Here is a 25,733-nt window from a genome sequence, read left to right on the forward strand (position 1 = left end):
GGAATTTTTCTAATGTAGCGATCCGGGCAAGCTGCCGCTACTTCCTTGAGCAGGTGCCTGTCATGCGTTCATTGTTTGGCTTGTGCGTTCCCCTGGTGTTACCGGCGCTGGTCCTGGCCCAGCAGGCGTGGGCCGAAGAACCGGTGCTCAACCTCTACAGCTGGGCGGACTACGTGGCGCCGCAGACCTTGCAGCGCTTTACCGAGCAGACCGGCATCCAGGTGCGTTATGACATCTTCGATACCTCCGAGGTGCTGGAAACCAAGCTGCTGACCGGCCGCAGTGGCTATGACCTGGTGGTGCCGTCCTCCAGCGTCCTGGCCCGCGGGCTGGCGTCGGGCGCGCTGCAGGAAATAGACCTTGCCGGCCTCAAGGGTTACGCCAACCTTGACCCGGACCTGCTGGCCAAGCTGGCCGTGGTGGACCCCGGCAATCGTTACGGCGTGCCCTACACCTGGGGCACCCTGGGGCTGGCGGTGAACGTCCAGGCGCTGCGCCAGCGGCTGCCCGACGCACCTCTGGACAGCCTCGACCTGCTGTTCAAACCCGAATATGCCGAGCGCCTGAAAGACTGCGGAATCGCCATTCTCGACTCGCCCCAGGAGGTCATCGGCCTGGCCTTGCACTACCTCGGCAAGGATCCCTACAGCAGCGCATCGGCGGACCTGGCCGCAGTCGAGACGCTGCTGCGCCAGCTGCAGCCGTCGGTGCGCTATGTGGCCAGTGGCCGACAGCTCAATGACCTGGCCAACGGCAGCCTGTGCCTGGCGCTGACCTACAACGGCGACGCCAGTATGGCCGCGGACCAGGCGCGCAAGGCCGGCAAGGCGTTTGAGGTGGCCTATCGCATCCCACGGGACGGCACCCTGATCTGGCAGGACAACCTGGCGATCCCCAAGGATGCGCCTCACTCCGAGGCGGCCCGGGCCTTCATCGAGTTCATGCTGCGCCCCGAATCGGTGGCGGCCTTGAGCAACACGCTGTTTTTTGCCAACGCCAACCAGGCGGCCACGCCCCTGGTGGACGCGGCGATTCGCAACGACCCCAACCTGTACCCGGGGCCCGACATGCGTGCCCGGCTGTACGCCGACCGCAGCATGAGCCTCAAGGATATGCGTCAACGCACGCGTATCTGGACCACTTTCCGTAGCCGCCAACCCTGAGGAGACACCCATGGATATCGCTGACCACAACGACCAGGCGCTGACCCGCGACAGCCTGTACGGCACCGCGGCCGAAGCCACTTACGCCGGTATCACCAGCTTCATGCGCCGGCGCTACAGCCGTGACTTGCAGGGCGTCGACCTGGTGGTCAGTGGCGTGCCGTTCGACACCGCCACCAGCAACCGGCCCGGCGCGCGCTTTGGCCCGCGGGGCATTCGCGCGGCCTCTACCGCGATCGCCTGGGAACGCCACTGGCCCTGGACCTTTGATCCGTTCGATCACCTGTCGGTGATCGACTATGGCGACTGCGCGTTTGATCCAGGCCTCCCGCAATCGGTGCCCGAACGCATCGAGGCCCATGCCCGGCGCATTCTCGATGCCGGTTGCGCGATGCTGACCCTGGGCGGCGACCACTTCATCAGTTACCCGCTGCTCAAGGCTCACCACCGCCATCACGGGCCGCTGGCGCTGATCCACTTCGATGCCCACAGCGACACCTGGCCCGACGAAGAGGGGCAGCGCATCGACCATGGCACCATGTTCTGGCACGCCGCCCGGGAAGGGCTGGTGGACCCGACGCGCTCGGTGCAGATCGGCCTGCGCACCACCAACGACGATCACCAGGGCTTCAAGGTGCTGGATGCGCGCCAGGTGCATCAACTGGGCTGCGAGGCGATCGTCGCCGCGATTCGCCAGCGAGTGGGGGATCACCCGGTGTACCTGACCTTCGACATCGACTGCCTGGATCCGGCGTTCGCACCCGGCACCGGCACCCCGGTGTGTGGCGGCCTGAGCAGTGCGCAGGCGCTGGAGATCCTTGGCGGCCTGCGCGGGATCAATCTGGTGGGCATGGACCTGGTGGAAGTGGCCCCGGCCTACGACCATGCCGAGATCACGTCCCTGGCGGGGGCGACCCTGGCCATGGAGATGCTGTGTCTCTACGCCGCCCGGCGCAAGGTCGATTGCTGATTCGCTGCCGGACGGGCCTGCCAGCCTCCTGACACTGGTTGTCAGGAGGCTCTGATATTCTGCGCCGGAATTTTTTCTGGAGCCTGTCAAGGTGTCGCGAGCCAGCCGTTTACTCACCCTGTTGCAGATGTTGCGGGGCAAGAGCCGTCCCGTTACCGCGGCCACCCTGGCGGCGGAGCTGGAGGTGTCCGAGCGCACCCTGTACCGCGACATTGCCGAGCTGACCTCTCTCGGGGCGCCGATCTACGGTGAGGCCGGCATCGGCTATGTGTTGCGCAGCGGGCTGTTCCTGCCACCGTTGATGCTCAATGCCGATGAAACCGAGGCCGTGGTCCTGGGCTTGCGCTATGTCGATCAGCGCGGTGACGAGGTGCTGAGCAAGGCGGCGGCCGATGCCATGGCCAAGATCGCCGCAGTACTGGCCCCGGCGGCCCAGGATGCGCTGCGCAACCCGACCCTGCTGCCGGGCCCGGCGGGCTGGGGCTTCCCGGACAACCCGGTGTCGCTGAACGTGTTCCGCCAGGCGATCCGCTATCAGGCCAAGCTGTTGATCGACTATGCCGACGTCAACCGCAACCCCAGCCAGCGGCTGATCTGGCCGCTGGCCCTGGGCTTTCTCAATGAGGCCCGGGTGATCGTCGCCTGGTGTGAGCTGCGGGGCGATTACCGGACCTTTCGTACCGACCGCATTGCCGCCGCCCAGGAGCAGGGGCAGGCCTATCCTGGGCGGCGCAGCGACTGGCTGCGAGCTTGGCGCAAATGCATGCAGAGCGATGAGCAGGGCCGATTCACTGCTGACAGGAAATGACGCAAGCAGGCTTTAGCATGCCTCCCTCATTCAACAGCAAGGAGCTTTTGTCATGTCGGCCACAGACCCTTCCCTGGCCCCGGCCATCGCCGCCTATGTCGCCGCCGTCAACCGCGGCGACAGCACAGTGGTGGCGTCGATCTTCGCCGCCCGGGCGCAGATCTTCGATGAGCGTGAGCACTGCGTGGGGCCCCAGCAGATTGCCCGCTGGATGTGTGCAGGCGCACGTCGCCTGGAGGTCCTCGGGGTTCAGCAGCGTACCGGCAAGATCTTGCTCGACAGCCGGGTGTGCGGTGATTTCCCCGGCAGCCCCCAGGCCTTGCGCCACACTTTCCGCCTGGACGACCAGGGCCGGATCGAGCGCCTGGACATCTCGCGCTGATGTAGCCGCCGGCGCGGGCTGCCAACGGCCGGCAGGCACGCAAAGGGCTTGGGCGCGCCGCAGGCTCTGGCGCTTCTTGCGCAGCCTCGCGGCCTCGGATCAGGCCTGGAGCGGCGTGTGGTGGCATACTGCGGCTCTTTGCCAGGAGGCCAGCGGCCCATGCCATTCGATTCACCCATGAGCGCTTACCGGCATGCCTTGGAGCAGGACGGCTTTGTCGCCGATCCGGCCCAGGCCCGTGCGGTGCAGGCCTTGCAGCAATGTCACGAGGCGCTGCATCAGGGGCGCAAGCCGGTGCAGGGAGTCTATCTGTGGGGCGCGGTCGGGCGCGGCAAGACCTGGCTCATGGATCAGTTCTACCAGAGCCTCAGGGTGCCGGCCCGGCGTCAGCATTTTCATCACTTCATGGGCTGGGTGCACCAGCGCTCGTTCCAGCTCACCGGCACTGCCGATCCCTTGCAGACCCTGGCCCGGGAGCTTGCCGCAGAGGTACGGGTGCTGTGTTTCGATGAGTTGTTCGTCAACGATATCGGCGACGCAATCATTCTCGGGCGCCTGTTCCAGGTGATGTTCGAACAAGGGGTGGTGATGGTCTGCACCTCCAACCAGCCTCCCGAGCAGTTGTATGCCGATGGCTTCAATCGCGAGCGCTTCCTGCCGGCCATCGACGCCATTCGCCAGCACCTGCAGGTGCTGGCAGTGGACGGCGAGCAGGACCATCGCCTGCACCCCGGCGCCGCCGCGCAGCGCTACTGGCTGAGCGTCGAGGGCCAGCCCAGCGCCCTGGAACCGCTGTTTCGCGAGTTGAGTGGCGGGCAGGCGGTGTCCAGCGAGCCGCTGCTGCTCGGCTATCGGACGGTACAGGTGGTCAAGGCGGCCACCACGGTGATCTGGTGCCGCTTTGCCGACCTTTGCGAGCAGCCGTTCTCGGCCATGGATTTCATGGCCCTGTGCGACCGCTACCGGGCGATCCTCCTCAGCGAGGTGCCCAATCTCAGTGCCCGGCAACGTCCGGGGCGCATTGCCCGGGGCACCGAGGATGGAGCCCAGCGAGTGGTGGCGGGAGATCGGGAACTGCCGCAACTGTCGATCCACGACGATAGCGTGCGGCGCTTCATCGCCCTGGTGGATGAATGCTACGACCGTGGGGTGCCGCTGTACCTGGAGGCCCGGGTGCCGATGGAGCAGTTGTATACCGAGGGCTACCTGGAGTTTGCCTTCCGCCGCACCCTTAGCCGCCTGCAGGAAATGCAGCTGCAGCGTTTTGCCCGGCAGCCGGGTGCTTGAAAGGGAAGTGCTTGCCGCTGATGGGAGTCGTTTCCATTGCCTAGGATTTTTCGCACGTCAGTGGCGAGAATATCTTCGTCTGGTCAACGCCACCGGCCTACAATCCAGGCTGCCCGAGCCCTGAGCGCTCTCTTCCAATGCGTTGATCGAGGATGAACATGGACGTTGCCGATGTCGTGGTGCTGCAAGCCAGTTACAGCAATCCGGTGCATGCCGAAGCCATAGGTGTACTGCTCAATCACTATGCCGAGGACCCCATGGGCGGTGGTCGGCCGCTGGGGCAGGACCTGCTCCGGCAACTGCCGGCGGAACTGGCCAAGCGACCTCAGGCGTTCAGTGTGCTGGCCTTTGCCGGGGGGCAGCCGGTGGGACTGGTGAACTGCTTCGAAGGCTTTTCCACCTTTGCCTGTCGGCCCCTGGTGAATGTCCATGATGTGCTGGTGCTTGATGGCTTTCGCGGTCAGGGCCTGAGCAAGCGGATGCTGCAGAAGGTCGAGGACATCGCCCGGCAACGGGGCTGCTGCAAGATCACCCTGGAAGTGCTGGAGGGCAATGCCCGGGCTCAGGCGGCTTACCAGGCCTGCGGTTTCGCCGATACCCAGCTCGATCCGGCCCATGGCCGCATGCTGTTCTGGAGCAAAGCCTTGTAATGCCTGCTGTCACCTCGAAGCCCCTGGCGGGTGTTCCTGCTGTTCCTGCGCCTGGGGCTGTTCGCGGGTGTTCGCCGTGTGGCCTCTCTTGCGCACCCAGGGGGGGGCTGGCTGCTCTAGACGTCGTGCAAGGCCGGATCGGGCTTGGGAAACACCAGGCGGAACTCGGTGAGCTGCTCTGGAGCGCTGGCGACCTCGGTGCGTCCTTGATGCAGGTTCATGATTGAGCGAACGATCGCCAGGCCCAGTCCGGTCCCGCCTTCGGCCCGGGTGCGACTGCTGTCGACCCGGTAGAAGCGCTCGAACAGATGGGGCAGGTGGCAGGCGGCGATGCCCGGCCCCGGGTTGCCCACGCTCAGGCTGACGTCTTGCAGCTGGCGTTCGATCCGCAGGCTGATCCGTCCCTGTTCCGGGCAATGGCGAATGGCATTGGACAGCAGGTTGGAAATCGCCCGCTGGATCATCAGGCGATCCCCCTGTACCCAGGCGTCGCCGCTCAATTCAAGTGCCAGCTGCTTGTCCTCGGCACTGAGGGCGAACAGATCCATGACCCGGCGCGCCTCCTCGGCCAGGGACACCCGGGTGAAGCGGGCCTGGGAGGCCGGCTGGCTGACCTGGGCCAGAAACAGCATGTCGGCGACGATCCGGGTGACCCGCTCCAGCTCCTCGATGCTCGATTCCAGCACGGCCCTGTATTCCTCCGCCGGGCGTTCCCGGGACAGGGTCACCTGGGCCTTGCCCATCAGGTTGCTGATGGGCGAGCGCAGTTCATGGGCCAGGTCGTCGGAGAACTGCGACAGGCGCTGCACCCCGCCATCCAGGCGCTGCAGCATGACGTTGAAGCCCTGGCCCAGTTCCGCCAGCTCCCGGGGCAACCGCTCCAGGTTCAAGCGATGGGTCAGGTCCTGGGTGGTGACCTTGGCGGCCACCCGGGTGAACTGCTGCAGGGGCAGCAGGCCGCGCTGCACCAGGCGCCAGGCGCCAATGCCGATCAGCAGCAGCAACAGCGGCAGGGCAATCACCGTGGAGCGCAGATAGGCGCTGAGCAGGGCCTGATCGTTGCTGCGGTCCAGGCTCAGGATCACCCGCACCTGCTCGCCGTTGCGCAGGCTCATCGTTCGGGCGGCGCCGAGCAACTGAGTGCCGCGCTGGTCGCGCCAGTCGAAGTAACCGCTGTCGGGCACTTGCTGCAAGGCCTCGGGCGGTGATTGCTGATCACCGCCGACATTGAGCAGGGGCTCGGCCAGCGGGTCGCTGCCCAGGATGCTCAATTGCAGGTTGTCGTGGCCCAGCACCAGGTCCAGCAGGGAATGGGGGCGGGCGGCCAGGTCGCTGCTCTTGAGGTCGCTGGTCAGGCTGTGGCGGACCTGCTCCAGCTTGCTGTCCAGGCCCTTGCGCGCCAGGTTGTCCAGTTCGTGGTTCAGGGCCAGGTAGGCCAGGGTCGCCAGGAGCAGCACCAGCGCAGCGCCCATCAGGCTGACGGTCAGCCCCAGGCGCATGGACAGGCTGCTGTTGGGGGCGGGGGCCGGCGGGGTTTTCATGGGCGAACTTCCAGCACATAACCGACACCGCGCAGGGTGTGGATCAGGCGCACCTCGTGGGCCTCGTCGATCTTGGCTCGCAGGCGGCTGATGGACACTTCCACCACATTGGTGTCGCAGTCGAAGTTCATGTCCCAGACCAGGGAAATGATTTGCGTGCGGGTCAGTACTTCTCCCGAATGACGCATCAAAACATGTAGCAGGGTGAATTCCTTGGTGGTCAGGTCAATACGTCGATCACCGCGATAAGCCCGGTGACGTCGTGGATCAAGTTGCAGGTCAGCCACTTGCAATACTTGCGAGGGGGCTGCGGGTTCAGCGCGACGTATCAGGGTGCGCACCCGCGCCAACAACTCGGGAAACTGAAAGGGTTTGACCAGATAATCATCGGCGCCCATATCCAGTCCCTTGACCTTGTCTTCCAGACGACCGCGAGCGGTCAACATCATGACCCGTGCCTGAGATTGTCCGCGCATACCCTGCAACACTTGCCAGCCATCTTTGCCCGGCAGGTTTATATCCAGGATGACCAACTCGTAAGGCTGCTGTTGAATCAGGTGCAAGCCGTCCACACCATTGTTGGCACGGTCGACCACATAACCACTTTCACTCAGGCCTTGGTGCAAGTAGTCGGCTGTTTTGGGTTCGTCTTCAACCACCAGGATGCGCATTGCCGGATTCTCTTCAAAGTGCTTGGGAAGTAGCGAATGGGGGAAGGATGAAGCCTGTAGTAGCTACAGGGTCAATAAAAATGATCAATAAATTCAGATGATTAGCCGCTGATTCGATGAGTGGAAGGTGATCGGACCCAGGCATCCTAATTCAATCGACGCGCGCGCAGTGGCAGATGACAGAGTTGTAATACAAGGGTCATTGTGGTGACAGCGAGTTGTTTAATGCGGATATAAAAAAGGCGCCCAACAGGGCGCCAAACGTCCATCTCTGTCATAGGAGCACAATGTCCAGAGTGGGTATTGCGTCGAACATGGATCAAGCGTCGGGCTGTTGTTTCTTGGCGTCCGGCGCGGAATAGTGAGTACCGGCCTTATCTTGCTCGGTCTTGGCGAGGTTGTTGTTCTTATCGCCGTGAATCTGCTGCTGATTGACCCGGAAGTTCTCGTAGAAGCGTTGCATATGCTCGGCTCCGCCTTCGGCAAAGGCTGCACTGGAAGTGGCTAGAAGCAAACCGCTAAATACCAAAGTTGCAAGTTTCATACTGCGTTTCCTACTTAAGAGTGTTCGGTCACTTGTTTCGTCCCTGCACAAGAAGTGATGGGGCAAGTTTCAGCGAAGTGTATTAAGTGAGGGTTAACGTCAGCCTGAATGCTCAATTGCATTCTTGACAACATGTGTCCGTGGCGAAGTGCTGGCCGTTATGAACCGCTGTGCCGGCCAGGGCGTGGGGCAGATCGGGGCAGGTCGGTGCAAGAGGCGCTGGCACTTTCGCCGGCAAGCCGGCTACGGGGGGGAGGGGGCTTTTGCGTAGCGGCGTGTCGGAGAAGGCGTCGGTGAGGTTGGCGCAAGGCGCGATGGCCTATGCGCCAGTCAGCCGGGGCTTGCGGGATGGGGGCCGTGGCGGCCCCCGAGGCGGAGCCTTACTGCTGTACCACGGCGGCGTCGGCCGGGGTCTTGGGCTTCATCAGGCTGAAGTCGATCAGCGGCTTGCTCTGGCGCGAGTAGGGGTTGCCAATCAGCAAGGGGCGCGGCTTGAAGCTGTCGCTGACCAGGCTGCGGCTTGGGTCCAGCTGATCGAAGCTCAGGCCGGCCAGTTCGGCCCAGGTATGCACCAGCTGGGAGCTGATGTAGGGCCGGCTGAGGTCGGAAGCAAAGTTCCAGTCATGGGTTTCGCGCCATTTCGGCGAGGCCCAGGCCATGAATGGAATGGTGTACATCGGCGCGGTGGGCTTGCCTTCGTTGCGTCCCAGGGTGTCGTGCCCGGCGGAGTCGAAGACGTCTTCGCCGTGGTCCGACAGGTACAGCAGGAAGCCGTTGGGGTCGGTCTTGGCGTAGTCCTTGATCAGGCTGGACACCACGAAGTCGTTGTACAGCACGGCGTTGTCATAGCTGTTGTAGGTCGGCACCTGGTCGTCGTGCACGCCGGCCGGCACGCCCTGGCGATCGGTGAATTTCTCGAAGGTCGGCGGGTAGCGGTACTGGTAGCTCATGTGCGTGCCCAGCAGGTGCACCACGATGAACTTGCGTGGGGCGCTGTCGGCCAGGGCCTTGGAGAAGGGCTCCAGCACGTCACCGTCGTACTGGCGGGCGTTCTGGTTGCGGTTGTTGTTCAGGTACACCTGCTCGTCCGCCTGTTCGGAAAAGGTGGTGAGCATGGTGTTGCGCTTGGTCATGGTCTGCTGGTTGGTGATCCAGTAGGTCTTGTAGCCGGCCTGCTTCATCACGCTGACCAGGGACGGGGTCTTGAGATACAGGTCGGGGTTTTCTTCATCAGCAAAGGTCAGCACCTGCTGCAACGCCTCGATGGTATAGGGGCGCGGGGTGATGACGTTGTTGAACACCGCCAGCTGGTCCTTGAGCTTGTCCAGCTCCGGAGTGGTCTGGCGCGGATAGCCGTAGAGGCTCATGCGCTGGCGGTTGGTGGATTCGCCGATCACCAGCACCAGGGTGGCTGGCTGGTTGGCCATGCTGTCCTTGAGGTTGGTCAGGGGCGGAATCTTGCTGACGCTGTCGAGCATGCCTTGCATGCCGTCCAGCTGCTGACGGTAGCGGCGATAGGCGACCACCATCTGCCATGGCACGGCCGGCTCGATGCGGGTTTCGAATTTTTCCAGGCCGTCGGCCATGGTATCTGCGCGCGAGATCTGTTTGACCAGGGGGTAGCCGACAATCGCCACCAGGATCGCCACGGCGGCGAGCAGTGCCTGGCCCCGGGGCAGGTAGACCGGGCGCAGGCGGGTCCAGAGAAAGATGGCAAAGGCCGTGTGGGCCAGGAAGGCCGCGACCATCCACCAGGCAAAGTACTGGGTCAGGTATTCACCAGCTTCCGAGGGGTTGGACTCGAAGATGATGAAAATGACGCTTTGCGAGAACTCCTGCTGGTAGATGAAGAAGTAGCCCAGGCTGGCCATGGAACAGGCCCAGAGCACCACGCCGATCACCGCCGCCATGACTTTGGTGCGAGCCGGGAACAGCAGCATCGGCGCCAGCCAGATGGCACTCATGAAGAACGCCTGGCGGAAACCGGCGAAGCCGGACGTGTCGGTCAGCTGGATCAGCAGTTGGGTGATGCCGGAGAAATACCAGAAGAACAGGAATAGCCAGAGCAGGCCCATCCAATCGAAACCCGCCGCAGATGAGTTACTGCGTTTGAACAAAGCCATTCGGTGCTCCCCACAATTCCATGATCATTGGGCGCAGGTGGCGCGCCGCCAATGAAGCCCGCCGTCGATAACAACACGGCCACAATGGCCTGGAGTATCGAGTGGCAAGTGTGAAAAGTTCGTGAGGCAGGTGTGGGATTTTTGTCCGTCTAGCCGCAGTCGCGGCCTTGCGGCGGGGGCGCCGTCGGACAGCCAGCGCAGGCCGGGCCTGCGTCCAGGGGCGAGTTCAGCTCGCGGAGGGGAGGTGCAGCTCGGCGACAGGGCCTTGAGCCTGGGCCTGTAACATCCGGCGCAGTTGTGCGACCTCTTGTTGCAATTGATCGCGTTGCTCCCTGAGCTGACGCAATTCGTCGCGACGAATGGTCACATACAGGGTTTGTGCTGGTCGTGCCGGTTGTACTGTGCCCATTGCTTCACCTCGCAAATGGCGTGCCTCAACTATGCTTTGCTCTGCCCATGCCGGGCGTGGAGCGCTGTCGCAGGCGGCGATTTTATTTCTTTTTCGGGCAATGGGAACTTTTTTATTTTTCGAGGTCGCCGTGTCTTGCTGTGGTTTTCTGTCGCTATTGCCTCAGGCTCTGCGAAACTTCGCCCCGGGTGCCTGGACTAATCTTCACTCGTTGCCCGCCCGCCGGGGCGGGGATCAGGTTCGGCCAGGTCGGGTTGAGCACAGGTGGCCGCAAAAACTGCGCTTATGGCTGAAGATTGCGCTGTCTTGGAGCGTCTTGCCTTGTATAGTTGCGCCCCTTGAAGTGGGTACCGGCTCATTGGGCCATCTATTTTTGATCTGAATTTTTTGCAGTAGGAGCATCAGCACATGCAACTGGGGATTATTGGACTGGGCCGCATGGGCGGTAACATTGCACGGCGCTTGATGCTCAATGGGCACCAAACCGTAGTCTTTGACCGCAACACCGAGTTCGTCAGCACCCTGGCCGCCGAAGGCGCCAAGGGCGTCGCCGATCTGCCGGCCCTGGTGGCCGGCCTGGAAAAACCCCGCGCAGTCTGGGTCATGCTGCCCGCCGGCGCACCCACCGAGGACACCATCGACACCCTCAGCCAGTTGCTGGAACCGGGTGACGTCATCATCGACGGCGGCAACACCTACTATAAGGACGACATCCGTCGCGCCCGCGATCTGGCGCAAAAGGGCCTGAAGTACATCGACGTCGGCACCTCCGGCGGCGTCTGGGGCCTGGAGCGCGGCTACTGCATGATGATCGGCGGCGACGCCGATGAGGTGCTGCGCCTGGATCCGCTGTTCGCGGCCCTGGCCCCGGGCCTGGGTTCGATTCCACGGACCAAGGATCGGGTCGCCGATGATGACCGTGCCGAGCGCGGCTACATCCATGCCGGTCCCGCCGGTGCCGGACACTTCGTCAAGATGATCCACAACGGCATCGAGTACGGGATGATGCAGGCCTTCGCCGAGGGCTTCGACATTCTCAAGACCAAGTCGTCGGAGATCCTGCCGGAAGATCAGCGTTTTGACCTGAATGTGGCGGACATCGCCGAAGTCTGGCGTCGCGGCAGCGTGGTGTCGTCCTGGCTCCTGGACCTGACCGCCGATGCCCTGGCCGGCGATCCGAAGCTCGAGGGCTTTTCCGGTTCCGTGGCCGACAGCGGCGAAGGGCGCTGGACCATCGAAGCGGCCATGGAGCAGGCGGTGCCGGTGCCGGTCTTGTCCAACTCGCTGTTCTCCCGCTACCGCTCCCGCGGCCAGGGCACCTACGGCGACAAACTGCTCTCGGCCATGCGCTTCGGCTTTGGCGGCCATGTGGAGAGCGGGAAGAAATGACCGCTACGCGAAAGAAGTCCAAGGCGTTGCCGGCGCCGCCGACCACGCTGTTCCTGTTCGGTGCCCGGGGCGATCTGGTCAAGCGCCTGCTGACCCCGGCGCTGTACAACCTGAGCCGCGACGGCTTGCTGGATGAGGGACTGCGGATTGTCGGCGTCGACCACAACGCGGTGAGCGACGCCGAGTTCGCCACGCTGCTGGAAGACTTCCTTCGCGATGAAGTGCTGAGCAAACAAGGCCAGGGGGCGTCCGTGGACGCCGCCGTCTGGGCCCGCCTGACCCGGGGCATCAGCTATGTCCAGGGCGACTTCCTCGACGACAGCACCTATGTCGAGCTGGCCGCTCGGATTGCCGCCAGCGGCACTGGCAACGCGGTGTTCTACCTGGCCACCGCGCCGCGCTTCTTCAGTGAAGTGGTGCAGCGGCTGGGGGCGGCGGGGCTGCTGGAGGAGCGCGAGGATGGCTTTCGCCGGGTGGTGATCGAGAAGCCCTTCGGCTCCGACCTGCAGACCGCCGAAGCCCTCAACGCCTGCCTGCTCAAGGTCATGAGCGAGAAGCAGATCTATCGCATCGACCATTACCTGGGCAAGGAAACCGTGCAGAACATCCTGGTCAGCCGGTTCTCCAACAGCCTGTTCGAAGCGTTTTGGAACAATCATTACATCGACCACGTGCAGATCACCGCGGCGGAAACCGTCGGGGTCGAAACCCGTGGCAGCTTTTATGAACACACCGGCGCCCTGCGGGACATGGTGCCCAATCACCTGTTCCAGCTGTTGGCGATGGTGGCGATGGAACCCCCGGCAGCCTTTGGCGCCGACGCGGTGCGTGGCGAGAAGGCCAAGGTGGTGGGGGCGATCCGCCCCTGGTCCCTGGAAGAAGCCCGGGCCAACTCGGTGCGCGGTCAGTACGGTGCCGGCTTGGCAGGCGCCAAGCCGCTGCCGGGCTATCGCGACGAGGCCAATGTGGCGCCGGACAGCAATACCGAAACCTACGTCGCGCTGAAGGTGATGATCGACAACTGGCGCTGGGTCGGGGTGCCGTTCTACCTGCGCACCGGCAAGCGCATGAGCGTGCGCGACACCGAGATCGTCATCTGCTTCAAGCCGGCGCCCTATGCGCAATTCCGTGACACCGAGGTCGAGCGTCTGTCGCCGACCTACCTGCGGATCCAGATCCAGCCCAATGAAGGCATGTGGTTCGACCTGCTGGCGAAAAAGCCCGGGCCGAGCCTGGACATGGCCAATATCGAGCTGGGCTTTGCCTACCGCGATTTCTTCGAAATGCAGCCGTCCACCGGCTACGAGACGCTGATCTATGACTGCCTGATCGGCGACCAGACGCTGTTTCAGCGCGCCGACAACATCGAGAACGGCTGGCGTGCGGTGCAGCCCTTTCTCGATGCCTGGAAGCAGGACGCCGGGGTCCAGCCTTATCCCGCCGGCACCGATGGCCCGGCGGCTGGCGACGAGCTGCTGGCGCGGGACGGCCGGGTCTGGCACGCCCTCGGATGACGGTCTCCCAGGTGCCGTCGATCCAGTTCCTGCTCAGTGACATGGACGGCACGCTGCTGCGGCCCGACCACAGCATCAGCCCCCGCACCCTCGACGCCGTTCGCGCCCTGCGCGAGTCCGGGGTGGCTTTCAGTCTGGCCACCGGCCGACCGCCGCGGGCCATGCAGCAGCAGATCGAGGCCCTGGGCGTGGACCTGCCGACGGCAGGGTTCAACGGTGGCAGCATCGTCGGTCCCGATGGCCGCTTTCTGGTTCGTCATCATGTTCCGGTGCCGGCCGCGGTAACCGCCTTGCTGCTGCTCGAGCCCTGGCCGCAGATCGAAACCTGGGTCTTTGCCGACAACCAGTGGCTGCTGCGCCACCTCGATGGCGACCTCATGCCCCTGGAGCGCCAGGCGCTGGGCTATGGGCCGAAAGTGGTGGACAGTTTCGAGGAGTACCTGCCGCGCATCGACAAGATCGTTGCCGCCAGTCGCGACCATCGGTTGCTGGTGGAACTGGAGTCCCGCTTGCACGCAAGCACCGCGGGTCAGGCCCAGGCGTCCCGTTCGCAACCCAGGTTCCTGGATGTCACCGCCCTGCAGGCGGACAAGGGCCAGGCCCTGATCACCCTGGCCGAGTACCTGGGCGTGCCGCTGCAGCACACGGCGGCGCTGGGCGATGGTGGCAACGATTCGGCGATGTTCCAGCGTGCCGGCCTGTCGATTGCCATGGGCCAGGCGCCGGAGCAGGTCAAGCGCCAGGCTGATGTGATCACCGGCAGCAACCTGGAAGACCGCGCCGCCGAGGCCATCGAGCGCTACATCCTCATGCGCTGAGGGCCATGGCCGGGCGTTGCGCCGGGCCACGGGCCTGCAGCTGTCGATTCAGGTGCGCCGCAACATGCAGGCCGCGCCTACAGCCAGTAGCTCACCGCGTACCAGCCCAGCAGGCCCATGACCACGGTGTAGGGCAGGGCCATCCACACCATGCGGCCGTAGGACAGGCGCACCAGCGGCGCAATCGCCGACGTCAGCAGGAACAGGAACGCCGCCTGGCCGTTGGGCGTGGCTACGCTGGGCAGGTTGGTGCCGGTGTTGATGGCGATCGCCAGGGTTTCGAAGTGCTCCCGGCTCATCTGTCCGGCGACAAAGGCGCGTTTCACTTCGGTGATGTAGATGGTGGCGACGAACACGTTGTCGCTGATGGCCGACAGCAGGCCATTGGCGATGAACAGCATGCCCGGTTGCTGCTCCTGCGGCAGCGCCAGCACCCACTGGATCAGCGGCACGAACAGTTGCTGCTGGTGAATCACCGCGACCACGGCAAAGAACACCACCAGCAGGGCGGTGAAGGGCATGGCGTCCTTGAAGGCGTTGCCCAGCCGGTGCTCATCGGTAATCCCGGTGAAGGCGGTGATCAGCACGATCACCAGCAGCCCGATCAGGCCGACCTCGGCCACGTGCAGGGCCAGGCCGACAATCAGGATCAAGGCCGCCAGCCCTTGCACCAGCAGCGCCGCACGCTGGCGCGAGGTGCGCTGGGCATCGTCCTCGGCAGCGTAGTTGGCCAGTACCCGACGCACGTTGTCCGGCAGCAGGGTGCCGTAACCGAACCAGCGCAGTTTCTCCAGCAGCACGCAGGTCACCAGCCCCGCCGCCAGCACTGGCATTGAAACCGGCGCCACCTTGCTCAGGAACTCGGCGAAGTGCCAGCCCATTTCATGGCCGATCAACAGGTTCTGTGGTTCACCCACCAGGGTGCACACGCCACCCAGGGCCGTGCCCACGGCGCCGTGCATCAACAGGCTGCGCAGAAAGGCGCGGAACTGCTGCAGGTCGTCGTGATGCAGGGTTGGCAGATGCTGGTCATCGGCAAAGGCGCTGTCCTGGCGCGGGTCATTGCCGGAGGCCACCCGGTGGTACACCGAGTAGAAGCCCACGGCGGCGCTGATGATCACCGCGGTGACGGTCAGGGCGTCGAGGAAGGCCGAGAGAAAGGCCGACAGAAAGCAGAACAGCAAGCCCAGCAGCGCTTTGGAACGCACCCCCAGCAGTAGCCGGGAGAACAGGAACAGCAGCAACTCCTTCATGAAATAGATGCCGGCCACCATGAACATCAGCAGCAGGATCACCGGGAAGTTGTGCACCAGCTCGTCGTACAGGGCCTGGGGCGTGGCCATGCCCAGCAGCAGCGCCTCCACCAACAGCAGGCCACCGGGCATCAATGGGTAGCACTTGAGGGCCATGGCCAGGGTGAAGATGAACTCGATCACCAGGCACCATCCGGCCGCGGCCGGGCTGACCCAGACGTACAGCAAGGGATTGAGCAGCAGGAAGGCGAGGATGCTGGCCTTGTACCAACGAGGGGACTGGCCGAGAAAATTGTGCGCAAACGCCTGGGCCATTGAGCCGGACATGGGCTGCTCCTTGTGTTGAGAAGCGCGCAACTTGCCGCATGGCGAATTGAGAATCAAGAATTGATGAAATCTTTTGCGACAATCTCCACGACCCAAACGACCTGCCACCAACCATTGCGGGGCAGGCTTGCCGGTGAAGGGGGCGATGGGGTTTGTGCATTGTTCAAGGGCGCCTTCGCTGGCGAGCCAGCTCCTACAGGTACAGCCGCATCTTGCTCTTGCCGTAGGAGTCGGCTTGCCGGCGAAAGGGCCGATGGGCCTTGTGCATTGTTCAAGGACGCCTTCGCTGGCGAGCCAGCTCCTACAGGCATGGCCGCATCTGTCGCTTGCCGTAGGAGCCGGCTTGCCGGCGAAGGGACCGATGGGTCTTGTGCATTGTTCAAGGGCGCCTTCGCTGGCGAGCCAGCTCCTACAGGTACGGCCGCATCTGTCGCTTGCCGTAGGAGCCGGCTTGCCGGCGAAGGGGCCTTTGAGCCTTGCGCAGTGCTCAAGGACGCCTGAGCTGGCAAGCCGGCGCGTACATGGGGCGGGGTTTAGTCGGGGCGTTTGGCGACCAGGGTCAGGATGTCGTAGCTGGCCACCAGTTCACCCAGTTGGTTGGTCACTTCCACGTCCCAGGCCACCACTCCTTGTGGCGTGCCCTGGGGGCTCTGTTTGCCCTGGTCGATCTTGCGCTTGCAGGTCAGGCGCGCCTGCAGGGTGTCGCCAATCCCCACCGGGCTGATGAAGCGCAGGGTGTCCAGGCCATAGTTGGCCAGGACCGGGCCCGGCCCCGGGGAAACGAACAGGCCGGCCGCCGCCGAAAGTACGAAGTAGCCGTGGGCAATGCGCTTGCCGAACTGCGACTCTTTGGCGGCGATCTCGTCGAAGTGCATATAGAAGTGGTCCCCCGACAGGCAGCCGAAGTTCACCAGGTCGGCCTCGGTCACGGTGCGCCGGTGGGTCAGCAGGGATTCGCCGATGCGCAGGTCCTGGAAGTGCCGGCGGAACGGGTGGACCTCGGTTTCGATGACCTTGGCGCCGCGCAGGTATTCGCCGGTCACTGCCGCCAGCATGCTCGGGGAACCCTGCACCGCGGCCCGCTGCAGGTAGTGCTTGACCGCCCGCAGGCCGCCCAGCTCTTCACCGCCGCCGGCGCGACCCGGGCCACCGTGCTTGAGTTGCGGCAGCGGCGAGCCGTGACCGGTGGATTCGCCGGCGCACTCGCGGTCCAGGACCAGCAAGCGGCCGTGCCAGCTGGCAGCCCGGGGAATGACCTGGGCGGCGATGCCCGGGTCCTTGGTCACCAGGCTGGCCACCAGGCTGCCCTTGCCGCGGGCGGCCAGTTCCAGGGCCTGGTCCAGATCGTCGTAGGCCATCAGGCTGCTGACCGGGCCAAAGGCCTCGATATCGTGGGCGCCGCCCTGGGCCAGGGGATCACGGGTCAACAACAGGGTCGGGGCAAAGAACGCGCCCTGGCTGACGTTGTCGCCCCGGGGTTCGAAGCCGTCCCGGGCGCCGAACAACAGGTCGCTGCTGTGCAGCAGGCTTTCCAGGCGCTCGGCCACATCCCGCTGTTGCGCGTGGGAGGCCAGGGCGCCCATGCGCACACCTTCCACCGATGGATCGCCGACCACCACCTTCGACAGACGCTCGCGCAAGCCCGTGGCCACGGCGTCCAACTGCTTGGCCGGAACCATGGCGCGGCGGATGGCGGTACATTTCTGTCCGGCCTTGACCGTCATTTCCCGCACCACTTCCTTGATGAACAGCTCGAATTCCGGGTCGTCCGGAGTTACGTCCGGGGCCAGGATCGCGCAGTTCAGCGAATCGGCCTCGGCGTTGAAGGGCACCGAGTGGCGGATCAGGTTGGGGTTGGCCCGCAGCGTGGCGGCGGTGACCGCCGAGCCGGTGAAGGTCACCAGGTCCTGGCCTTGCAAGCGATCCAGCAGATCGCCGGTGCCGCCGATCACCAGTTGCAGGCTGCCTTCGGGCAACAGGCCGGACTCATGCATCAGGCGCACCGCGGCCTCGGTCAGGTAGCTGGTGGCACTGGCCGGCTTGACGATGCAGGGCATGCCGGCGAGGAAGCAGGGGGCGAACTTTTCCAGCATCCCCCAGATGGGAAAGTTGAAGGCGTTGATGTGCACCGCCACGCCGCCACGGGGCACCAGGATATGGGTGCCGGCAAAACTGCCGAGCTTGCTCAGGGTCTGCGCCGGGCCTTCGTGCAGCAGGTTGCCCGAGGGCAGCTCGCGGGCGCCGAGCCCGGCATAGCTGAACAGGGTGCTGTTGCCGCCCTCGATGTCGATCCAGCTGTCGGCCCGGGTCGCGCCGCTGTGGTGGGACAGGGCGTACAGCTGTTCCTTGCGTTCACCAAGGTACAGCGCCAGGGCCTTGAGGCGCCGGGCGCGTTCCTGGAAGTCCACGGCCAGCAGGGCTCGGGCGCCGTTCACGCGGCCATGTTGCAGCGCTTCGGCGAAATCCAGGGGCTCTTCATGGGTGCGCGCCACTTCATGGCCGTCGATGGCGCTGCGCAAGGCCTGGGCCGGGTGCTGGCCGATCCAGCGGCCGCCGATAAAGCTTTGCAGGGTAGGAGACTGTGGCATGGGAGAAAGGCTCCGAAAGGTCAGTTGAGGGCCGGCGCACCGTAGCGGGCGCCGGGAGGCAACTCAGTGATGGCTGGCGCCGCCAGCGCCGATGCCGGTCATGGACCGGATGAACTGCGCCAGGTAGCGGCCGCGCTCCAGCTCGGCCCGGGGCGAGCGGTCGCTGATGGACAAGGCCCAGGCCGTGAAGAACGCCAGGCTCATGGAGAACAGCGCCGGGTTGGCGTAGGGAAACAGCGCCTGGGGGTGGTGCAGCACATTGACCCAGACCGCCGGGCTGAGGATCAGCAGGACAATCGCCGAGATCAGCCCGGCCAGGCTGCCGCCCACCGCGCCCCGGGTGGTCAGGCCTTTCCAGAACATGGAAAGAAACAGCACGGGGAAATTCACCGACGCGGCAATCGCCAGCACCAGCCCCGAGAGAAAGGCGATGTTCTGCGATTCGAACAACAGCCCCAGCAGCACCGCCAGGACGCCGATGCACAGGGTGGCGATCTTCGAGACGCGCATTTCCTGCTGGGTGCTGGCCTGGCCTTGGCGCATCACGCAGGCATACAGGTCGTGGGACACCGCCGAGGCGCCGGACAGCGCCAGCCCGGCCACCACCGCGAGGATGGTGGCGAAGGCCACGGCCGAGATGAAACCCAGGAACAGGTTGCCGCCCACCGCCTGGGCCAGGTGCACCGCGATCATGTTGGCGCCGCCGATGATCGCGCCGCTGGCGTCGCGATACGCAGGCTCGCTGCCGACCATGACGATCGCGCCGAAGCCGACCACGATCAGCAACAGATAGAAGTAGCCGATGAAACCGGTGGCATAGAGCACGCTCTTGCGCGCTTCCCGGGCGTCGCTGACGGTGAAGAAGCGCATGAGGATATGGGGCAGCCCGGCGGTGCCGAACATCATCCCCAGCCCCAGGGAAATGGCGTCCACGGGGTTCGACAACAGCCCGCCGGGGGCCATGATCGCGCTGCCTTTGGCGTGTACCTCACTGGCTCGGGCGAACAGCGCCTCGGTGCTGAAGCCAAAATGCCTGAGCACCATGAAGGCCATGAAACTGGTGCCCGAGAGCAGCATCACCGCCTTGATGATCTGCACCCAGGTGGTGGCCAGCATGCCGCCGAAGGTCACGTAGCAGACCATCAGCAGGCCCACCAGCATCACCGCGTGGAGGTAACTGAGGCCGAACAGCAGTTCGATCAGCTTGCCGGCGCCGACCATCTGTGCCACCAGGTACATCAGGGCCACGGTCAGGGTGCCGAAGGCCGAGGTCAGGCGTACCGGAGTCTGGGCCAGGCGATAGGACACCACGTCGGCGAAGGTGTAGGTGCCCAGGTTGCGCAGGCGTTCGGCGATCAGGAACAGGATGATCGGCCAGCCGGCCAGCACCCCGAGGGCGTACAGCAGGCCGTCGTAGCCGTTGAGAAACATCATCGCCGAGATGCCCAGGAAAGACGCCGCGGAGATCATGTCACCGGCAATCGCCAGGCCGTTCTGCAGGCCGCTCATGCCGCCGCCGGCGGTGTAGAAATCCTTGGCCGAGCGGGTGCGCAGGGCGGCCCAGCGAGTGATCCCCAGGGTCAGCAGGACGAACACCAGGAACATGCCGATGGCGTTCCAGTTCAGCGGGCGGGCGCTGTCGTCGGCGGCCAGGGCCAGGTCCCCGGCCAGCAGGCAGGGCAGCAGGAAGGCTCCTGCAAGGCGCTTCATGACCGGCACTCGCGCTTGAGTCTGTCGTTCAGCGGGTCCAGCAGCCGGTTGCTCCGATACACATAAAGACCGGTGAGGGCAAAGGCCAGGACGATCATCGCCACGCCCACCGGCATGCCGACACTGGTGGCCCCGCCGGACAGCGAGCGGCCCAGCAGGGCGGGATTGAAGGCCACCAGCAAGACGAAGCCGTAGTAGGCCAGGAGCATGACCAGGGTCAGGGACCAGTAGAGTCGCTGCTTGCGCCGGACCAGCTGGATAAAGTCCGGGTGGCGGGTGATGCGATCTATTTCTTGCGGGCTCATGAGCTGTTCTCTCTTGTTGTTGTTCTGGGGCACGCGTAGCGACGCTTGGCTCACGGCTGGTCGAAGTCCAGGACCACCGTGTCGCTGAGGGGAAAGGACTGGCAGGAGAGCACGTAACCGGCCGCCACTTCGTAGTCTTCCAGGGCGTGGTTGCTGTCCATTTCCACCTCGCCTTCGATGACCTTGCACTTGCAGGTGGAGCAGACCCCGGCCTTGCACGAATACGGCAGCTCGGCGCCCTGGGCGTTGCCGGCATCCAGCAGGCTCTGGCTGTTGCGCGGCAGGTCGAAGGCCAGGGCCCGGCCATCGCTGATCACGGTGACCCGGCTGACTTGCGGGTCGAGGGCGCGGGCGGCCTCCCGGGCCTGGCGCTTGTGCTGGTCGCCGGCGGCATGGAACAGCTCGAAGTGGATGCGCTCGGCGCTCATCCCGGCGGCCTTGAGGCTGTCGCGCACGGTTTCGGTCATGGCCTGGGGGCCGCAGATGAAGGCCGCGTCCAGTTGCCCGACATCGACCCAGCGGGAAAACAGCTGCCGGCATTTGTCCTGGTTGATGCGGCCGTTGTAGAGGTCGATGTCCTGCTGTTCGCGACTGAACACGAACACCAGGTTCAGGCGCTGCAGATAGCGGTTCTTCAAGTCCTCCAGCTGTTCGCGAAACAGCGCCGAGGCGCTGGAACGGTTGCCGTAGAGCAGGGTGATGCGACTCAGCGGCTCGCCCTCAAGGGTGCTCTTGATGATCGACAGGATCGGCGTGATGCCGCTGCCCGCGGCCACCGCCAGGTAGTGGCCGCGACGGCTCGGCTCCAGATCGACATGGAAGCGGCCGGCCGGAGGCATGACCTCCAGCGACTGGCCGGGCTTGAGCCGTTCGTTGGCGAAGGCCGAAAAGCGTCCGCCGCTGACGCGTTTCACCGCGATGCGCAGCTCGTCGTCATTCACCCCGCTGCAGATGGAGTAGGAGCGGCGGACTTCCTCGCCTTCCAGTTCGGTGCGCAGCACCAGATGCTGGCCCTGGGTGAAGTGGAACTGCGCTTGCAGGTGCGGGGGAATCTCGAAGGCGATGGACACCGCGTCGCGGGTTTCGCTGCGTACATCCTTGATGGTCAAGCGGTGGAACTGGCTCATGCTGATTCTCCTCTGAGGCGCGGGCGGCTCAGATGCACTTGAAATAGTCGAAGGGTTCCAGGCAGTCGCGGCAGCGGTACAAGGCCTTGCAGGCAGTGGAGCCGAACTCGCTGAGGCGCTCGCTGTGGGCGCTGCCGCATTGCGGGCAGAGCACCTGGGGCGCGTCCCCCAGCAGGCTGCGCTTGCTGCTGCCCGAGGGCGGCGCGATGCCGTAGGCCCGCAGGCGCTGGCGACCGCGCTCGGTGATCCAGTCGGTGGTCCAGGCCGGGGTCAGTTGGCGCACCAGGCGCGGGGCCTTGAAGCCGGCCTGTTCCAGGGCCTGGCGAATGTCGTGCTCGATCACCTCGGTGGCCGGGCAGCCGGAGTAGGTGGGAGTGAGCGCCACCTGCAGATGGCCGGCCTGCCAGTCCAGGTCGCGGACGATGCCCAGGTCGAGCACGCTGACCACCGGCACTTCCGGGTCCATGACCTGATCCAGGGTGCTCCAGGCCAGGTCCAGGTCGCCCTGTTGCAGGTCCCTTGCGCCCTGGTCGCTGCCGATCAGTTCACCAGACCGCATCGGGGTAGGCCCTCGGCAGGAATTGCATCTCGGCCAGCAGTGGGCCCAGGTGCTCGGTGTGCAGGCCCCGGCGTGCATCCAGGTAGAAATGGCTCGGCGCCTCGGGCACGGGCAGGGTGGCCCGGGCGAAGAGGCTTTCGACACTGGCGCGCCAGGCCTCGGCCACCTGGGCCGGATCGGCCCACAGGCCAGCCCGGTGCAGCTCGATTTCCGTGGCGTGCTGCTCGACCAGCTCGCCGGTGAAGCGCCACAGCCGCGGGAGCGCCTGGAGCATGCGCTGGTGGCTTTCCTCGGTGCCGTCGCCCAGGCGCTCGACCCATTCGCTGGAGCGCCGCAGGTGATAGGTGACCTCCTTGAGGGCCTTGGCGGCGATTCCGGCCATCCGCTCATCCGCCGACTGGCTCAGGCCCTTGAGGGTTTCCAGGTGCCAGGCGTCGTAGAAGAACTGCTTGAGCAGGGTCACCGCGAAATCGCCATTGGGCTGCTCCACCAGCAGCAGATTGCGGTAGGCCCGCTCGTCCCGGCGGAACGCCAGGTGATCGGCGTCGCGGCCATCGGCCAGTAGTTCGGCGGCGTAGTCCAGCCAGTTGCGGGCCTGGCCCACCAGATCGAGGCCGACGTTCATCAGCGCCAGCTCTTCTTCCAGGGCCGGGGCCCGGCCGCACCATTCGCACAGGCGCTGGCCCTGGATCAGGGCGCTGTCGCCGAGGCGCAGCAGGGGGTTGATCAGATCGTTTGCAGGGTTCATGGCTGGCCTCACATATGTCCGACTTCAGGGGGCAGCTGATAGAAGCTGGCGTGGCGGTAGACCTTGTCGTCGGCGGGGTCGAACAGCGGATCCTTGTCATCCGGGGAGGAGGCGACGATCTGCGCCGAGGGCACCACCCACAGGCTCACGCCTTCGCTGCGCCGGGTGTAGAGGTCCCGGGCGTTGGTCATGGCCATGGCGGCGTCGGCGGCGTGCACGCTGCCGACATGCTTGTGATTGAGACCGTGCTTGCTGCGCACGAAGACTTCGTAAAGGGTCCATTCAGACATGGCATTGACTCCGGATCAGGCTGGGCGCGCTCAGGCGGCGTTCTTGTTGGCTTTCTTCTGGGCATGGGCCACGGCGGCGGCCCGCACCCAGGCGCCGTCGTCGATGGCTTTGCGGCGGGTTTCCAGGCGCTCCTGGTTGCATGGGCCATTGCCCTTGAGCACCTCGTAGAATTCCTGCCACTGGATCTGGCCGAAGTCGTAGTGGCCGCGCTCGGCGTTCCACTTCAGCTCCGGGTCGGGGCAGGTACAGCCCAGCAGCTCCAGCTGCGGGATGGTCTGGTCGATGAAGCGCTGGCGCAGTTCGTCGTTGCTCTGGCGCTTGATCTTCCAGGCCATGGACTGGGCGCTGTTAGGGGAGTGTTCGTCGCTGGGGCCGAACATCATCAGGGCCGGCCACCATAGGCGGTCGATGGCATCCTGGACCATGTCCCTCTGCGCCTGGTTGCCCTCGCGCATCATGGTCAGGAGGATTTCGTAGCCCTGGCGCTGGTGAAAGCTCTCTTCCTTGCAGATGCGCACCATGGCCCGGGCATAGGGGCCGTAGGAGGTGCGCTGCAGCACCACCTGGTTGACGATGGCGGCACCGTCCACCAGCCAGCCCACCGCACCCATGTCGGCCCAGTTCAGGGTCGGGTAGTTGAAGATGCTCGAGTACTTGGCGCGGCCGCTGTGGAGCTTGGCGATTTCCTCGTCGCGGTCGGCGCCCAGGGTTTCCATGGCGCTGTACAGGTACAGGCCGTGGCCGGCTTCGTCCTGGATCTTGGCCATCAGTTGCAGCTTGCGCTTGAGGGTCGGGGCGCGGGTCACCCAGTTGCCTTCGGGCAGCATGCCGACGATTTCCGAGTGGGCGTGCTGGGAGATCTGCCGGATCAGCGTCTGGCGGTAGGCATCGGGCATCCAGTTCTTGGCCTCGATCTTGATCTCGCTATCGATTTTTTCCTGGAAGGTGCGTTCCTGCTCGGACATTTCTGCCAGCGGCGTGATGCGCTTGACCCCCGTGTCTACCAGCTGTGCGTACATGCAGTGTCTCCCGGGTTGAAGGTGTGGGTGAGGCTGTGATGTTTATATGTGATACACAAATAAATATCAAACACAAAATAACGTGTCATGTTTGGTTTGTGTATCGCTTTGCCGGCACGCTGTTTCTCCGGGCAAAAAAAAAGCCCCGTCATCACGGGGCAGAGGGTATGGCTAATCGCTACTTGCGCTTGTCGAGCACTCGGCAGGCCTTGCCTTCGGAACGCTTCAGGCTGAACGGTGGCTGCAAAACGATACGCGAGCTGATGCCGATATGGTTCTTTATGTGGCGACTCAGTTCGCTGCAGATGGTCCGTTGTTGCTGGTCCCCAGGTGCTGGTGCTCGCTCTTGAGCTCGACGTGGATGTCGACGCTGTCGAGATTGCCGTGGCGGTACAGGTGGATCTCATAGCAGGGCGCCAGGTGCTCGGCCTTGAGCACCAGCTCCTCGACCTGGGTGGGGAACACGTTGACCCCGCGAATGATCAGCATGTCGTCGCTGCGCCCGGTGATCTTGTCGATGCGCCGCATGGGGCGTGCGGTTCCCGGTAGCAGGCGGGTCAGGTCGCGGGTGCGGTAGCGGATCATCGGCAGCGCCTCCTTGGTCAGGGAGGTGAGCACCAGTTCGCCCATTTCCCCATCGGGCAGCACCTGGCCGGTCAGCGGATCGATGATCTCTGGATAGAAGTGGTCTTCCCACAGGGTCGGTCCGTCGCGGGTTTCGGCGCATTCCATGGCCACCCCGGGGCCAATGATTTCCGACAGTCCGTAGATGTCCAGGGCGCTGATGCCCAGGCGCCGCTCGATGGCGCCGCGCAGTTCATCGGTCCAGGGCTCGGCGCCGAAGATGCCCAGGCGCAGCGCCAGTTGCTGCGGGTCCAGGCCCTGGCGTTCGATCTCGTCGGCGATGTTGAGCATGTAGGAGGGCGTGACCATGATGATGTCCGGCTGGAAATCCTTGATCAGTTGCACCTGCTTTTCGGTCTGGCCGCCGGACATGGGGATCACCGTACAGCCCAGGCGTTCGGCGCCGTAGTGCGCTCCCAGGCCGCCAGTGAACAGGCCGTAGCCGTAGGAAATATGCACCTTGTCCCCCGGCCGGCCGCCGGCGGCGCGGATCGAGCGCGCCACTACCTGGGCCCAGGTGTCGATGTCGTTGCGGGTGTAGCCGACCACCGTGGGCTTGCCGGTGGTGCCACTGGAGGCGTGCAGGCGCACCACCTCGTGCATCGGCACCGCGAACATGCCGTAGGGATAGTGGTCCCGCAGGTCGGACTTGGTGGTGAAGGGCAGTTGCGCCAGGTCTTCCAGGCGGCGGATGTCCTGGGGGTGCACGCCCTGGGCGTCGAAGCGCTGGCGATACAGGGGCACCCGCTCGTAGGCATGGTTGAGGCTCCAGCGCAGGCGCTCCAGTTGATGCTGGCGCAACTGGTCGATGCTGGCGGTTTCCATCGGGTCCAGCAGGGGGGCGGGCACGGTTCGGGCAATCGGCATGTTCATGGTTTCACTCGAATTGTTGTTGTCTTGTCACGCGCCGGTA

Annotated in this window: 23 protein-coding genes and 1 pseudogene; 9 read left to right on the forward strand and 15 right to left on the reverse strand. The window is 64.6% G+C overall.

The features are described from left to right. The first annotated feature begins 62 nt into the window (after positions 1-62). The 6 genes from BLV47_RS14460 to BLV47_RS14485 all read left to right on the forward strand — a co-directional run bounded on the left by BLV47_RS14460 (position 63) and on the right by BLV47_RS14485 (position 5,260). The gene (locus BLV47_RS14460) at positions 63-1,163 is read left to right on the forward strand and encodes a polyamine ABC transporter substrate-binding protein (protein WP_092314629.1); all 1,101 of its coding nucleotides are present in this window, start codon (positions 63-65) and stop codon (positions 1,161-1,163) included. Positions 1,164-1,173: 10 nt separating this feature from the next. Then, positions 1,174-2,133, forward strand: a complete 960-nt coding sequence (gene speB / locus BLV47_RS14465) for an agmatinase (RefSeq protein WP_092314631.1) — start codon at positions 1,174-1,176, stop codon at positions 2,131-2,133. A gap of 91 nt (positions 2,134-2,224) precedes the next feature. Beyond that, positions 2,225-2,941 carry a helix-turn-helix transcriptional regulator gene (locus tag BLV47_RS14470; RefSeq protein ID WP_092314633.1) on the forward strand — a complete coding sequence of 239 codons (717 nt, stop codon included), beginning with the start codon at positions 2,225-2,227 and terminating at the stop codon, positions 2,939-2,941. A gap of 52 nt (positions 2,942-2,993) precedes the next feature. After that, positions 2,994-3,323: a ketosteroid isomerase gene (locus tag BLV47_RS14475; RefSeq protein ID WP_092314635.1), complete on the forward strand. Its 330-nt coding sequence runs from the start codon at positions 2,994-2,996 to the stop codon at positions 3,321-3,323. 159 nt (positions 3,324-3,482) lie between these two features. Beyond that, positions 3,483-4,610: a cell division protein ZapE gene (zapE, locus tag BLV47_RS14480; protein ID WP_092314637.1), complete on the forward strand. Its 1,128-nt coding sequence runs from the start codon at positions 3,483-3,485 to the stop codon at positions 4,608-4,610. A 158-nt stretch (positions 4,611-4,768) separates the two neighbouring features. Beyond that, entirely contained in the window at positions 4,769-5,260 is a 492-nt protein-coding gene (locus tag BLV47_RS14485; RefSeq protein ID WP_092314639.1) for a GNAT family N-acetyltransferase, read from the forward strand. A 116-nt stretch (positions 5,261-5,376) separates the two neighbouring features. Here BLV47_RS14485 and BLV47_RS14490 read toward each other — a convergent pair whose 3' ends face one another. The 5 genes from BLV47_RS14490 to BLV47_RS14510 all read right to left on the reverse strand — a co-directional run bounded on the left by BLV47_RS14490 (position 5,377) and on the right by BLV47_RS14510 (position 10,548). Next, positions 5,377-6,801, reverse strand: coding sequence for a heavy metal sensor histidine kinase (locus tag BLV47_RS14490; RefSeq protein WP_092314641.1), 1,425 nt, complete (start codon positions 6,799-6,801; stop codon positions 5,377-5,379). Further along, on the reverse strand, positions 6,798-7,472 hold the full coding sequence (locus BLV47_RS14495; RefSeq protein ID WP_092314643.1) for a heavy metal response regulator transcription factor: 675 nt from the start codon (positions 7,470-7,472) through the stop codon (positions 6,798-6,800). The genes BLV47_RS14490 and BLV47_RS14495 overlap by 4 nt, the downstream gene beginning before the upstream one ends. Before the next feature lie 319 nt (positions 7,473-7,791). After that, positions 7,792-8,016, reverse strand: a complete 225-nt coding sequence (locus BLV47_RS14500) for a hypothetical protein (RefSeq protein WP_092314645.1) — start codon at positions 8,014-8,016, stop codon at positions 7,792-7,794. Between the two features lie 380 nt (positions 8,017-8,396). Beyond that, a complete protein-coding gene (locus BLV47_RS14505) occupies positions 8,397-10,139 on the reverse strand; it encodes a phosphoethanolamine transferase CptA (protein WP_092314647.1) in 1,743 nt (580 codons plus the stop codon). Positions 10,140-10,365: 226 nt separating this feature from the next. Next, the gene (locus BLV47_RS14510) at positions 10,366-10,548 is read right to left on the reverse strand and encodes a DUF6026 family protein (protein WP_092314649.1); all 183 of its coding nucleotides are present in this window, start codon (positions 10,546-10,548) and stop codon (positions 10,366-10,368) included. A 408-nt stretch (positions 10,549-10,956) separates the two neighbouring features. Here BLV47_RS14510 and gnd point away from each other — a divergent pair, with 408 nt between their 5' ends. The 3 genes from gnd to BLV47_RS14525 are packed head-to-tail and all read left to right on the forward strand — an operon-like array spanning position 10,957 to position 14,269. Continuing rightward, on the forward strand, positions 10,957-11,937 hold the full coding sequence (gnd, locus tag BLV47_RS14515; protein ID WP_092314651.1) for a phosphogluconate dehydrogenase (NAD(+)-dependent, decarboxylating): 981 nt from the start codon (positions 10,957-10,959) through the stop codon (positions 11,935-11,937). After that, positions 11,934-13,451, forward strand: coding sequence for a glucose-6-phosphate dehydrogenase (gene zwf, locus BLV47_RS14520; protein ID WP_092314653.1), 1,518 nt, complete (start codon positions 11,934-11,936; stop codon positions 13,449-13,451). Before gnd ends, zwf begins: the two co-directional genes overlap by 4 nt. After that, positions 13,448-14,269: a Cof-type HAD-IIB family hydrolase gene (locus BLV47_RS14525; protein WP_092314655.1), complete on the forward strand. Its 822-nt coding sequence runs from the start codon at positions 13,448-13,450 to the stop codon at positions 14,267-14,269. Before zwf ends, BLV47_RS14525 begins: the two co-directional genes overlap by 4 nt. Before the next feature lie 77 nt (positions 14,270-14,346). Here the strand turns inward: BLV47_RS14525 and nhaB are convergent, their stop codons facing one another. From nhaB to paaK, 10 genes and pseudogenes are all read right to left on the reverse strand, one after another. Continuing rightward, positions 14,347-15,849 (reverse strand): sodium/proton antiporter NhaB, encoded by a 1,503-nt coding sequence (gene nhaB, locus BLV47_RS14530; RefSeq protein WP_092314657.1) that lies wholly within the window; start codon positions 15,847-15,849, stop codon positions 14,347-14,349. Positions 15,850-16,382: 533 nt separating this feature from the next. Further along, positions 16,383-18,437 carry a phenylacetic acid degradation bifunctional protein PaaZ gene (gene paaZ, locus BLV47_RS14535; RefSeq protein ID WP_092314659.1) on the reverse strand — a complete coding sequence of 685 codons (2,055 nt, stop codon included), beginning with the start codon at positions 18,435-18,437 and terminating at the stop codon, positions 16,383-16,385. 63 nt (positions 18,438-18,500) lie between these two features. Next, positions 18,501-20,147, reverse strand: a complete 1,647-nt coding sequence (locus BLV47_RS14540) for a cation acetate symporter (protein WP_092314661.1) — start codon at positions 20,145-20,147, stop codon at positions 18,501-18,503. Next, positions 20,144-20,452 carry a DUF485 domain-containing protein gene (locus tag BLV47_RS14545; protein ID WP_092314662.1) on the reverse strand — a complete coding sequence of 103 codons (309 nt, stop codon included), beginning with the start codon at positions 20,450-20,452 and terminating at the stop codon, positions 20,144-20,146. Before BLV47_RS14545 ends, BLV47_RS14540 begins: the two co-directional genes overlap by 4 nt. A 50-nt stretch (positions 20,453-20,502) precedes the next feature. Then, positions 20,503-21,579, reverse strand: coding sequence for a 1,2-phenylacetyl-CoA epoxidase subunit PaaE (gene paaE, locus BLV47_RS14550; protein ID WP_092314664.1), 1,077 nt, complete (start codon positions 21,577-21,579; stop codon positions 20,503-20,505). A 28-nt stretch (positions 21,580-21,607) separates the two neighbouring features. Next, a complete protein-coding gene (gene paaD, locus BLV47_RS14555) occupies positions 21,608-22,138 on the reverse strand; it encodes a 1,2-phenylacetyl-CoA epoxidase subunit PaaD (RefSeq protein WP_092314666.1) in 531 nt (176 codons plus the stop codon). Further along, entirely contained in the window at positions 22,125-22,886 is a 762-nt protein-coding gene (gene paaC / locus BLV47_RS14560; RefSeq protein ID WP_092314668.1) for a 1,2-phenylacetyl-CoA epoxidase subunit PaaC, read from the reverse strand. The genes paaD and paaC overlap by 14 nt, the downstream gene beginning before the upstream one ends. 8 nt (positions 22,887-22,894) lie before the next feature. Next, positions 22,895-23,176: a 1,2-phenylacetyl-CoA epoxidase subunit PaaB gene (paaB, locus tag BLV47_RS14565; RefSeq protein ID WP_060843646.1), complete on the reverse strand. Its 282-nt coding sequence runs from the start codon at positions 23,174-23,176 to the stop codon at positions 22,895-22,897. A 30-nt stretch (positions 23,177-23,206) separates the two neighbouring features. Next, complete coding sequence (paaA, locus tag BLV47_RS14570; protein WP_092314670.1) at positions 23,207-24,196, reverse strand: 1,2-phenylacetyl-CoA epoxidase subunit PaaA; 990 nt, start codon at positions 24,194-24,196, stop codon at positions 23,207-23,209. A gap of 178 nt (positions 24,197-24,374) precedes the next feature. Continuing rightward, a pseudogene (paaK, locus tag BLV47_RS14575) lies at positions 24,375-25,693 on the reverse strand (phenylacetate--CoA ligase PaaK). Between the last annotated feature and the right edge of the window lie 40 nt (positions 25,694-25,733).

Origin of the sequence: Pseudomonas saponiphila (assembly GCF_900105185.1) — a bacterium.
Classification (GTDB): Bacteria; Pseudomonadota; Gammaproteobacteria; order Pseudomonadales; family Pseudomonadaceae; genus Aquipseudomonas; species Aquipseudomonas saponiphila.

Excerpts from the sequence above, each read along its gene's own strand:
- BLV47_RS14460 (WP_092314629.1), top strand. The coding sequence starts at position 63 with ATGCGTTCATTGTTTGGCTTGTGCGTTCCCCTGGTGTTACCGGCGCTG.
- speB (WP_092314631.1), top strand. The coding sequence starts at position 1,174 with ATGGATATCGCTGACCACAACGACCAGGCGCTGACCCGCGACAGCCTG.
- BLV47_RS14475 (WP_092314635.1), top strand. The coding sequence starts at position 2,994 with ATGTCGGCCACAGACCCTTCCCTGGCCCCGGCCATCGCCGCCTATGTC.
- zapE (WP_092314637.1), top strand. The coding sequence starts at position 3,483 with ATGCCATTCGATTCACCCATGAGCGCTTACCGGCATGCCTTGGAGCAG.
- BLV47_RS14485 (WP_092314639.1), top strand. The coding sequence starts at position 4,769 with ATGGACGTTGCCGATGTCGTGGTGCTGCAAGCCAGTTACAGCAATCCG.
- BLV47_RS14490 (WP_092314641.1), bottom strand. The coding sequence starts at position 6,801 with ATGAAAACCCCGCCGGCCCCCGCCCCCAACAGCAGCCTGTCCATGCGC.
- BLV47_RS14495 (WP_092314643.1), bottom strand. The coding sequence starts at position 7,472 with ATGCGCATCCTGGTGGTTGAAGACGAACCCAAAACAGCCGACTACTTG.
- BLV47_RS14500 (WP_092314645.1), bottom strand. The coding sequence starts at position 8,016 with ATGAAACTTGCAACTTTGGTATTTAGCGGTTTGCTTCTAGCCACTTCC.
- BLV47_RS14505 (WP_092314647.1), bottom strand. The coding sequence starts at position 10,139 with ATGGCTTTGTTCAAACGCAGTAACTCATCTGCGGCGGGTTTCGATTGG.
- BLV47_RS14510 (WP_092314649.1), bottom strand. The coding sequence starts at position 10,548 with ATGGGCACAGTACAACCGGCACGACCAGCACAAACCCTGTATGTGACC.
- gnd (WP_092314651.1), top strand. The coding sequence starts at position 10,957 with ATGCAACTGGGGATTATTGGACTGGGCCGCATGGGCGGTAACATTGCA.
- zwf (WP_092314653.1), top strand. The coding sequence starts at position 11,934 with ATGACCGCTACGCGAAAGAAGTCCAAGGCGTTGCCGGCGCCGCCGACC.
- BLV47_RS14525 (WP_092314655.1), top strand. The coding sequence starts at position 13,448 with ATGACGGTCTCCCAGGTGCCGTCGATCCAGTTCCTGCTCAGTGACATG.
- nhaB (WP_092314657.1), bottom strand. The coding sequence starts at position 15,849 with ATGTCCGGCTCAATGGCCCAGGCGTTTGCGCACAATTTTCTCGGCCAG.
- paaZ (WP_092314659.1), bottom strand. The coding sequence starts at position 18,437 with ATGCCACAGTCTCCTACCCTGCAAAGCTTTATCGGCGGCCGCTGGATC.
- BLV47_RS14540 (WP_092314661.1), bottom strand. The coding sequence starts at position 20,147 with ATGAAGCGCCTTGCAGGAGCCTTCCTGCTGCCCTGCCTGCTGGCCGGG.
- BLV47_RS14545 (WP_092314662.1), bottom strand. The coding sequence starts at position 20,452 with ATGAGCCCGCAAGAAATAGATCGCATCACCCGCCACCCGGACTTTATC.
- paaE (WP_092314664.1), bottom strand. The coding sequence starts at position 21,579 with ATGAGCCAGTTCCACCGCTTGACCATCAAGGATGTACGCAGCGAAACC.
- paaD (WP_092314666.1), bottom strand. The coding sequence starts at position 22,138 with ATGCGGTCTGGTGAACTGATCGGCAGCGACCAGGGCGCAAGGGACCTG.
- paaC (WP_092314668.1), bottom strand. The coding sequence starts at position 22,886 with ATGAACCCTGCAAACGATCTGATCAACCCCCTGCTGCGCCTCGGCGAC.
- paaB (WP_060843646.1), bottom strand. The coding sequence starts at position 23,176 with ATGTCTGAATGGACCCTTTACGAAGTCTTCGTGCGCAGCAAGCACGGT.
- paaA (WP_092314670.1), bottom strand. The coding sequence starts at position 24,196 with ATGTACGCACAGCTGGTAGACACGGGGGTCAAGCGCATCACGCCGCTG.